The sequence below is a fragment of the Gottfriedia luciferensis genome (assembly GCF_001712755.1).
In the GTDB taxonomy this organism is placed as follows: Bacteria; Bacillota; Bacilli; order Bacillales; family Bacillaceae_G; genus Gottfriedia; species Gottfriedia luciferensis_B.
Genome location: NZ_MDKC01000010.1, coordinates 80,847 through 89,704, shown reverse-complemented (window position 1 = coordinate 89,704; position 8,858 = coordinate 80,847). Strand labels below are relative to the sequence as shown.

Here is an 8,858-nt window from a genome sequence, read left to right as displayed (position 1 = left end):
AATTAAATTACCAAATTTTCGTAAAAGGAGTAGAGTGATGTTGATTTCCACTACAGGATGCTCGCTTTCCATGGGGCGAGACCTGAGCCTCCTCGGCAAGCCTGCGGGGTCTCAGCCTTCCCGCTTATCCCATAGGAGTCGAGCACCCCTCCGCTCCAATCAACTTATTCATCAAAAAAAGTCTGCAATAAACCCTAATCAAATAGCCTTTACTTGGAGTAACCTAACCGTTTTGTATTAATAAGCTTGTAGGTCAACTAATGTCGAACTTTAATTAAACCAATCAACTGAATTTGTTTTCTAAAATTTGCTCATAATATTTTTAACTTCAGAAATAAATCATTAATTACTAGTGATTTTGAATCATAAAATTGCTTAAAATATTAACATTTAAAACCAATGATATTTAATGTCCGTTTTCCCTATTGACCATTTTGCATTTCAACACTCTGAAAACGTCGGATCTTTAGACCCGACGTTTTTCTTCTTTAAAATCACTCTTATTATCCAGCTAATATGTCACTCTTTTTATTCGCAGACATGCTATTTTTTGTAATAAGACTAATAACGATCATAATAAGAGCATTAATCACTAGTGCAACAATTCCTACATTTAAGTCTTTCACTAGCTGTGGAAGATGGGGAAAAGTTTGAGCAAAGGTTTTTTCGCCTAAATCAAATATTGAAACGATTGCTCCTCCAAATATAATTCCTGTAATAGCTCCGTATTTTGTTACAAAGTTCTTTTTCATTAAACTTAAGAAAAATGGTGGAGCAAGCTGGGTTATAAAATTATAGGCCACAATTGCAATACTAAATAGAGAATTACCACCTTTAAATGTAAAATATAAACCTATTAGCGTAATAAAAGGAACGATTAATTTTATTAATCTTGCAATTTGTATTTCTGATTTAGATGGTACTACTACTTTATAAATATTATTAACGAATAATGTAGAGATTACCATCAGAATCAGTGAAGCTGGTACTAAAGCTGCTAATACCCCTGTGCCCCCTATTAGTCCTACAAACCATGGATCAAACGTCTTTTTAGAAAGAAGTAATAAAATCTTATCACCATCACTTCCTTGTAAACCTTTAATTTGTAAGATTGCTGCAAACCCTACGAAAAATGCAAATAATAAAATCAACTGATACAACGGCATAATAATTGCGTTCTTTCTTAAAACCTTCGCATTTTTGGCTGCAAAAATAGGTGGGAATGAGTGTGGCCACATATACATTCCAATTCCACTTAATATAATAGTAGAAATATACCATGTTAAATTCATACCATGTTCTGGTAGAATCGTAAAGTTTGGCTTAGCATGTTCAATCGCTTGATACATCGGCTTAATACCGCCATAAAAATGAATAGGGAAATAGATACCTAAAAATAAAATAATGGCAAGAATTAATATATCCTTTAAAACAGAGGTCCATGCAGAACCATGAATTCCAGATAGCATAACGAATAAAGTAACACCGAGTGCGCCAAATAAAATTGCCATTTTTGAAGAAATAACCCCATAAGACGTAATCTCAACGATATAACCCAAACCTTTAAATTGTAAAACTAAGTAACAAAATAAAGCGACAATGCCAACGATTGCAACAAGTACTCCTAGGATCTGACTATCATACTTTTTTGCCATAAAATCTGATTGTGAAATTAGTTTATGCTTTTTGGAGTATTTCCAAATCTTAGGAAAAGCCCAATATGAAATGATTGATGCAATACATCCATATGAAACAATACTAAAAATTGAACCACCTTCACTATATGCAGAGCCACTAGCACCTAAAAAGGTAAAAGTAGTATACATCTCTCCAGCTGATAATAAAAAGATGAAAAGCGTCCCCATACCTCTTCCACCAACAGACCATTGTTCTAAGTTCATTTCTTTCCCTTTTTTAGACCATATCCCTATAACAATTGAAATTATGAAAAATAATAAAATAAATAATATACCCGTATTCATTCTATTTCCTCCTCTTTATTCGCAGGATCAAATAAATAGATTAAACCTAAACATGCAGTAGTAAGTAATGACCATAGTACGATGGAGAAGTGAAAAAATGGCATACCAAGTACATAAGGAGTAACTTTATTCGAAAACAACGCACCTATGACAAAACCAATAACCGGTATAAAGCCAAGTAAATAGATTTTTTTCATACGCTACTCTCCTTAATTTTAGTTATTTAATATGTTAAAGGCTCCTTGAACAAAGATCTTTACACCATCCTTTAAAGCTTTCTCGTCAATATTAAATTTCGGATGGTGGTGCGGATATACTATTCCCTCTGTCTCATTTCTTGAACCTATAAAAAAATAAGCTCCAGGTACTTCATTAAGAAATGCTGAAAAATCTTCACTTCCCATGATTGGGTTAATTAATACACGATTTTCTTCTCCCAATAGTTCACAAACAGTTTGATCTATTAAACTAGTTGTTACATCATCATTATTGACTGGGGAGTATCCAAAATGGTATTCCATCTCATATTTTGCACCATGAGCATCGGTAATACCTTTTACAATCTGTTCAATCAACTTAGGTAAATTATTTCGAACTTCAGGTTTAAAGCTACGAACTGAACCACCGATTGTAACAAAATTTGGAATGACGTTTATTGCTGTACCCCCATTAAATTGTGTAACTGATATGACGGCAGTATCGATCGGATCAATCTTTCTTGAGACGATATGCTGTATGTTTGTTACTACTTGGGTACCAATTAGAATTGGATCGATTGTTTGATTTGGTTGAGAAGCGTGACCCCCTTCACCAATGATCGTAATTTTAAACATATCTGCACCAGCCATAATAGGTCCATAATTTAAACCGATTTTTCCCGTTTCCAAACTACTCGTTAAGTGTGCTCCGATAATCAGATCAACTCCATCAAGTACTCCTGCACTCACCATCTCAATTGCACCACCTGGTGGTAATTCTTCTGCGTGTTGGAAAATAAATCGAATCTCACCTTTTATTTGATTTTTTAAGCTACAAAGTAGTTTCGCAGCTCCCAATAACATTGCAGTATGTCCATCATGACCACATGCATGCATGATTCCATCCTTTTTAGACCTAAATTCAATTTTATTTTCTTCATGAATTGGCAGAGCATCCATATCCGCTCGAATTGCAAGGACTTTCCCAGGATGGTCTCCTATTAATCTAGCAACAATACTAGTCTTAGTTGGTCTAGAGATTTCTAAGTCACCAAACGATTTTAGTTTGTCATACACAAATTGAGCAGTATTTTCTTCTTGGAAGGATAACTCCGGATTTTCATGCAAATACCTTCTCCATTCAATCACTTCGTCGTTAATCGAACTAACCAATTCATCTAAGCTTAATTCAGAAAAAATTTCATACACGATTGAAACACCTCCGAGATTCATACAAATTTTATTTAAGGAACATTTACGGTCATTTTCCTTATATATTGATTTTATTACTTGAAAACGGTTTCTACAATACTTTTTTATTTAAAATTCTAAATATTAACAAAATTTAACTTTACAAAAAAAATAAACACTCCAATTTGAAATGTTTATTTAAAGCGATATATTTTACTAGGTCTCCCACGAAAAGATAAAGATTCCTCGCCAATGCATTCTAGTAATTCTACTTCACACAAATCTGCAACTATGCGTCTAGCATTTCGTTCTGTCATATTAAGCTGTTCAGCTAAATTCTTTGTTGTAAAATCGGACCATCCCATTCTCTTAACGAGATTTTGGATTTTATGGAATGTTTTCACGCTAATATTTCCTAATTTAAGTTTTTGCAACAATTCTTGGTCATCTGTTCGATAAGCATATGTAAACTCTTCTTCTCTACCAACTGACTCGATGATTTCTCCGTTCTCTTGGACAATTATGATCTTTCGATTATTCGTTTCTTTTGACTGTTGAATTGATTCAATTGCATGTTTCTCTGCAGAAAAAACAGTCTCTCCAAAACCAATACCTACGGAGACTTTTGAATCAGATTCTAACGATAACTGTTCGACCGTATTTTCTAACAGTTTAATTTCTCGTTCAATTGCACCTCTAGAACTGTAAATTAAATATTTCCCGTACCCTTTTTCAATTAAAGAACCATTTAATTGTTCACAAAGTGTTAGAAGCACATTCTTAATACGAAGTTCGATGTGCTGTAAATGATAAGGTGATTTTGCTTTCTTAATAATCTCCTCAAAGTTTTCTATTTCAATCAACTCTACTCCAATTTGAGAGTCTTTAAAATAAAGCCCTTTTACTTTTTCCGTTAATAGTTTTAATGTTTGCCGAATATCAACTCTACTAGTGGAGATCCATTCTACTGGAACTTCACGTTTTTTTAATTCCTGAAAAATAGTTGGGAAATTAGTCAAAACACCTTCCGTTTCATTTGCTTCCCATAATTCAAGATGAAATTGTAATATCTCCTCTAAATTTATCTCTTCTCCTTCAAACCTTTTTATATAAAGCTGATCAAATGGGTTGCTCAACTGCTCTAAAGCATCCTCTAATAAATTAGAATACATTGGCATATCAACGCTTAATTGCCTAATTAACTTACTAGTATGATACATAATATTAAGCAGACTTTTATATACCGTAGCCTCAGTATGAGGAATATACAATAATTTTTCACTAGAATGTAGAATTTTTTTGGCAATATTATATGGTAATTGCCCTGAAAAAAGCCAAACATCCACATCTTGATCATGTTTCTTTAAAATATCTTTTGTTTCTACTGGCTCCTCATAAGCAAAAGGAAAAAACTTCATTTCATGTTCATATTCTTTAGAGAAACTTAAAATTCTTTCTATAGACCACTCTGGGCCGACCAGTCCAATACGATACATTATTACACCCCCAAATACGCTCAGATTTGATTTATTTACGATTTCATTATGTACTTTGTCTAATTAATCTTAACAGTACTACACCTTAATTTACCACGTTTATTAAAAATTGATTGCATAAAAAAAGACTTTTTCATCAAGATCTTTTTCTTGAATCAAAGCCTTTTTAAATCTTTTACATTATCTAATTCTATATTACTGCCATTAAAACGAAATTAAATAATCCTTCATCTCGTTTATTAATTCTTCAGGAGACTCATACATACTCATATGCCCTGCGTTATTTAAAGTTGAAGTCTTAATATTTTCTTTTTGGACTGAAAAAGTCTTTTCAGGTGGAATAATCTGATCGTCTTTACCTGCTAGTAAAAGTACTGGTAAAGCCGTATCGTTCAGTACATGATTTCTGTCAGGTCTATTTTTCATACTTATTAAGGCCTTAACCGTCCCATCTACTGAAGTTTTATACCCGATCTGCTTTGCTATATCTATTTCTGAATTATTCTTTTGAATATTTTTTGGAGAGAAAAGTTTCGGAATTAATCCATCGACGGCGTTTTTCACTCCTTCATTTTTGACTTTTTCAGCAGTTGCCATTCTACCTTTTTTTGCTTCCTCACTATCTGGATAAGCCGTAGAATGAATTAATGAAAATCCATTTAAATAATTAGAGTATCTTTCAGCAAAGGCTAGTGTAATATAACCTCCTAACGAGTGCCCAAACAAAGTTACTTGATTAATGTTTAATTGATCTAGGAGATCTTTCAGCGTATCTGCATAATCTTCAATTGAATGTTCTTCTTTTATAGAAGTGGAATCTCCATGCCCTGGTAAATCAATAGCGATTACTCGAAAATCCTCTGCCAACTTTGGAATTACTTTGTCCCAATATGCATGACTTCCCATAAAACCATGAATTAAAACAATTGGCTTTCCTTTCCCTTGATCCTTATAAGCAATTGATAAATTTTGAAGTTCTACTTTACTATTAATAATCTTTCAACTCCATTCAATGAATATTGGATTACTCTTTAATCACATTATAAATAGAAATTGCCAACAGTCAAAAATATATACTAATTTATGTTTTATATTTTACAAGTATCTAAAAAAAGATGTCTCATAAGTATTTTTACTTATGAGACATCCTAATATAATTTAAATACCAATCCCCAATAACTTCCTACTCTAAAACTTATCTGTCTTTTGTTTAAATACTGTATTATTTTGCTGAACTTTATGATTCTTATTTTTATCAATAAATAAGTAAGCAATAGATAATACAATTAGCCACGGTATTCCGAATTGAAGCATAATTTTAAAGCCAGTAAACCAAGAAGTAATTGTTAGTCCTAACAATAAAATTACTCCTAGTATAGTGAAGTAAGGGAAACCGATCATTTTTACTGGTAATTTCCGCTCGCCTGATTGTTCCCATTTCCTTCTAAAAAATAGATGCGAAATAAAGATTGTCATCCAAGTAAACATCGCACCAAACATTGAAATCCCCATCATAAATGCATATGAGGAATCTGGTAGAACTGCATTTACGATTCCAGCAACTACAATACCAATGGTTGAAACTGCAAGAGCATTTACAGGAACACCCTTTTTACTTACTTTGCCTAAAATTTTCGGTGCATGATTACTTTTAGAAAGTGAATACACCATACGAGTTGAAGCATATAATTGGCTATTCATCGCTGACAAAGCTGCCGTTAAAATAATAAAGTTCATAAATCCTGATGCAAAAGGTATATTTAAAATTTCCATAACCTTTACAAATGGACTTTCATCTACGCCTGCTGATTTCCACGGTACGATGATTAGCATGATTCCAATCGTTAATACATAAAAAATTGATAAACGAAAAACCGTTGCTTTAAGAGCTTTTGGAACAGCAATATCAGGTTCTTTTGCTTCACCCGCTGTAACCGCTATCATTTCAGTTCCAAGAAAACTAAATAACGATATAAAGACAGCTACCCACATGCCCCACCAACCAAATGGCATAAATCCTCCGTCATTTGTTAAGTTCTCTACACCAATATTCCCGTGGTTAGATGTTCCAAACAAGACATAAGCTCCAAGTAGGATAAAACCAACAATTGCGCTTACTTTAATCATTGAAAACCAATACTCAAATGTTGCAAACGTATTAACACTAGTCGCATTTATATAGATTAATACTGCTGCAAAAAAGGCGATCCAAACGATTCCAGGTACAGTTGGAAACCAATATTTCATATAAACTGCAATGGCACTTACTTCTACTCCAACAGCAAGTACTTGTGCCACCCAATATGAATATCGGACAAGATAGCCAGCCATAGGATGGATATATTTTTCAGCAATTGTTCCAAACGAACCACTTGTAGGATGTGCAACAGTCATCTCAGCTAAGCAACCCATTAGTAGTAAGACGATGAATGCACCAACTGCATAACTAAGTAATACACTTGGGCCAGCAGTTTTTATTGCTAGTCCGCTTCCAAGGAATAACCCCGTCCCAATTGCACACCCCATGGCAATCATCGTTAGTTGACTAGTTTTCAACTCCCGTTTTAATCCTTTTTCTTGCTCGTTTTCAATTTTATAATTAGTGGTGGATTTCTTCATAATCTCATCCCCTTGTCCCATTAGATAGCCAACTAAACTTACGCCACAACTTCACGTTCATTTTTAAATTTTTCATATTGCTTTTCATTCATGATTTTCTTAAGTGTTTGAACAACTTCCCAAACTTCCTCGTAAGAAGTGTAAAGTGCTACTGGTGCTAGACGAATTATATTTGGTGCTCTGAAGTCAGGAATAATACCGTTATCTTTCAAAGACTTACAAATACGAGCTGCTTCTTCATGCTCTAGACTGACATGTCCTCCTCGACGTGCATCCTCTCTAGGAGATCCAATGAAAAATCCCATTTCTGGTAATTCTTGTTCAATACAATCCATTAAAAATTGGTTAATCTGAAGTGATTTTTCTCGAATCGCATCAATTCCCGCTTCTGTAAAAATCTCCAATGATCCTAATAACGGTGCACAGCTTAATACATGTGGAGTCCCAATTTGATAAGCACCAGCCGTTTGGGCAGGAGTTAGCGTGTGCTCCATATCAAATTGCTTATCTTTTCTTGAACTAAACCACCCTGCAAGTCCAGGCAATGCACCAAAATGTTTACGATTAACAAATAAACCACCTACTCCACCAGGTCCTCCATTTAAATGTTTATAATTACACCAATAGGCAAAATCAACATCCCATTCACTAAAAGAATGTGGAATTGAGCCAACAGAATGACAACCATCAAAACCGATTAAAATCCCTCTTTTATGAGCTTCTTCAGTTAAGCGCTTCATATCTAAAATTTGACCACTGCGATATAATACTGTTGGTAAAATAATTAAAGCGATTTCATCTGTCATTGCTTGAATAATATCTTCCTCTTCTAAATAACGTCCATCTTTACTTTTTACACAAATAAGGTCTTTTTCAGGATCGAGTCCATGAATACGTAGTTGACTTTGAAGAGCATAAATATCTGATGGGAAAGTAAGCTCATCAGCTAAAATCTTTTTTCGATTACCTTTTGGTTGATAAAAAGTAGCCACTAACTGATGTAAATTAACCGTCGTGGAACCGGTTACAATTACTTCCTCAGAAGAAGCACCAACTAACGGAGCTAATTTTTCTCCTAATTTTTCGGCCATGAAAAACCATGGATGATTTCCGTTTGTCCAACCGTCTATACCATAGTTCTTCCAATCATCCAATGATTCTAGTAAAGTACGTTCTGCTCTTTTAGAAAGTAGTCCTAATGAATTACCGTCCATATAGATTGAACCAGGTTTTAAGTAAAACTCATCTCTAAACTGTCTAAGTGAATCGAGACTGTCCATTTTTTTTGCGTATTCTAAACTTGTTTCTGTAATTTTCGTACTCATACTGTTCCTCCTCTATCAATCTACTATTTAAATCTATTTGTGAAAAAA

Annotated in this window: 7 protein-coding genes; all 7 read right to left on the bottom strand. The window is 33.8% G+C overall.

The window, feature by feature from the left end; all coding sequences use genetic code 11:
* Positions 1-503: 503 nt before the first annotated feature.
* A complete protein-coding gene (locus tag BED47_RS09725) occupies positions 504-1,982 on the bottom strand; it encodes a sodium:solute symporter family protein (RefSeq protein WP_069033543.1) in 1,479 nt (492 codons plus the stop codon).
* Positions 1,979-2,179, bottom strand: a complete 201-nt coding sequence (locus tag BED47_RS09720; RefSeq protein WP_069033542.1) for a DUF3311 domain-containing protein — start codon at positions 2,177-2,179, stop codon at positions 1,979-1,981. The genes BED47_RS09725 and BED47_RS09720 overlap by 4 nt, the downstream gene beginning before the upstream one ends.
* Before the next feature lie 18 nt (positions 2,180-2,197).
* Positions 2,198-3,388 (bottom strand): M20 family metallopeptidase, encoded by a 1,191-nt coding sequence (locus BED47_RS09715; RefSeq protein WP_302622002.1) that lies wholly within the window; start codon positions 3,386-3,388, stop codon positions 2,198-2,200.
* A 176-nt stretch (positions 3,389-3,564) separates the two neighbouring features.
* Positions 3,565-4,866: a hypothetical protein gene (locus tag BED47_RS09710; protein WP_069033540.1), complete on the bottom strand. Its 1,302-nt coding sequence runs from the start codon at positions 4,864-4,866 to the stop codon at positions 3,565-3,567.
* Between the two features lie 204 nt (positions 4,867-5,070).
* Positions 5,071-5,826 (bottom strand): alpha/beta fold hydrolase, encoded by a 756-nt coding sequence (locus BED47_RS09705; protein ID WP_368072857.1) that lies wholly within the window; start codon positions 5,824-5,826, stop codon positions 5,071-5,073.
* A 228-nt stretch (positions 5,827-6,054) separates the two neighbouring features.
* Entirely contained in the window at positions 6,055-7,485 is a 1,431-nt protein-coding gene (locus BED47_RS09700; RefSeq protein WP_069033538.1) for an amino acid permease, read from the bottom strand.
* 38 nt (positions 7,486-7,523) lie between these two features.
* Positions 7,524-8,810 (bottom strand): kynureninase, encoded by a 1,287-nt coding sequence (gene kynU, locus BED47_RS09695; RefSeq protein WP_069033537.1) that lies wholly within the window; start codon positions 8,808-8,810, stop codon positions 7,524-7,526.
* Between the last annotated feature and the right edge of the window lie 48 nt (positions 8,811-8,858).

What these genes read in the sequence shown, in the direction of transcription:
- BED47_RS09725 (WP_069033543.1), bottom strand. Translation starts at nt 1,982, where the DNA reads ATGAATACGGGTATATTATTTATTTTATTATTTTTCATAATTTCAATT.
- BED47_RS09710 (WP_069033540.1), bottom strand. Translation starts at nt 4,866, where the DNA reads ATGTATCGTATTGGACTGGTCGGCCCAGAGTGGTCTATAGAAAGAATT.
- BED47_RS09720 (WP_069033542.1), bottom strand. Translation starts at nt 2,179, where the DNA reads ATGAAAAAAATCTATTTACTTGGCTTTATACCGGTTATTGGTTTTGTC.
- BED47_RS09700 (WP_069033538.1), bottom strand. Translation starts at nt 7,485, where the DNA reads ATGAAGAAATCCACCACTAATTATAAAATTGAAAACGAGCAAGAAAAA.
- kynU (WP_069033537.1), bottom strand. Translation starts at nt 8,810, where the DNA reads ATGAGTACGAAAATTACAGAAACAAGTTTAGAATACGCAAAAAAAATG.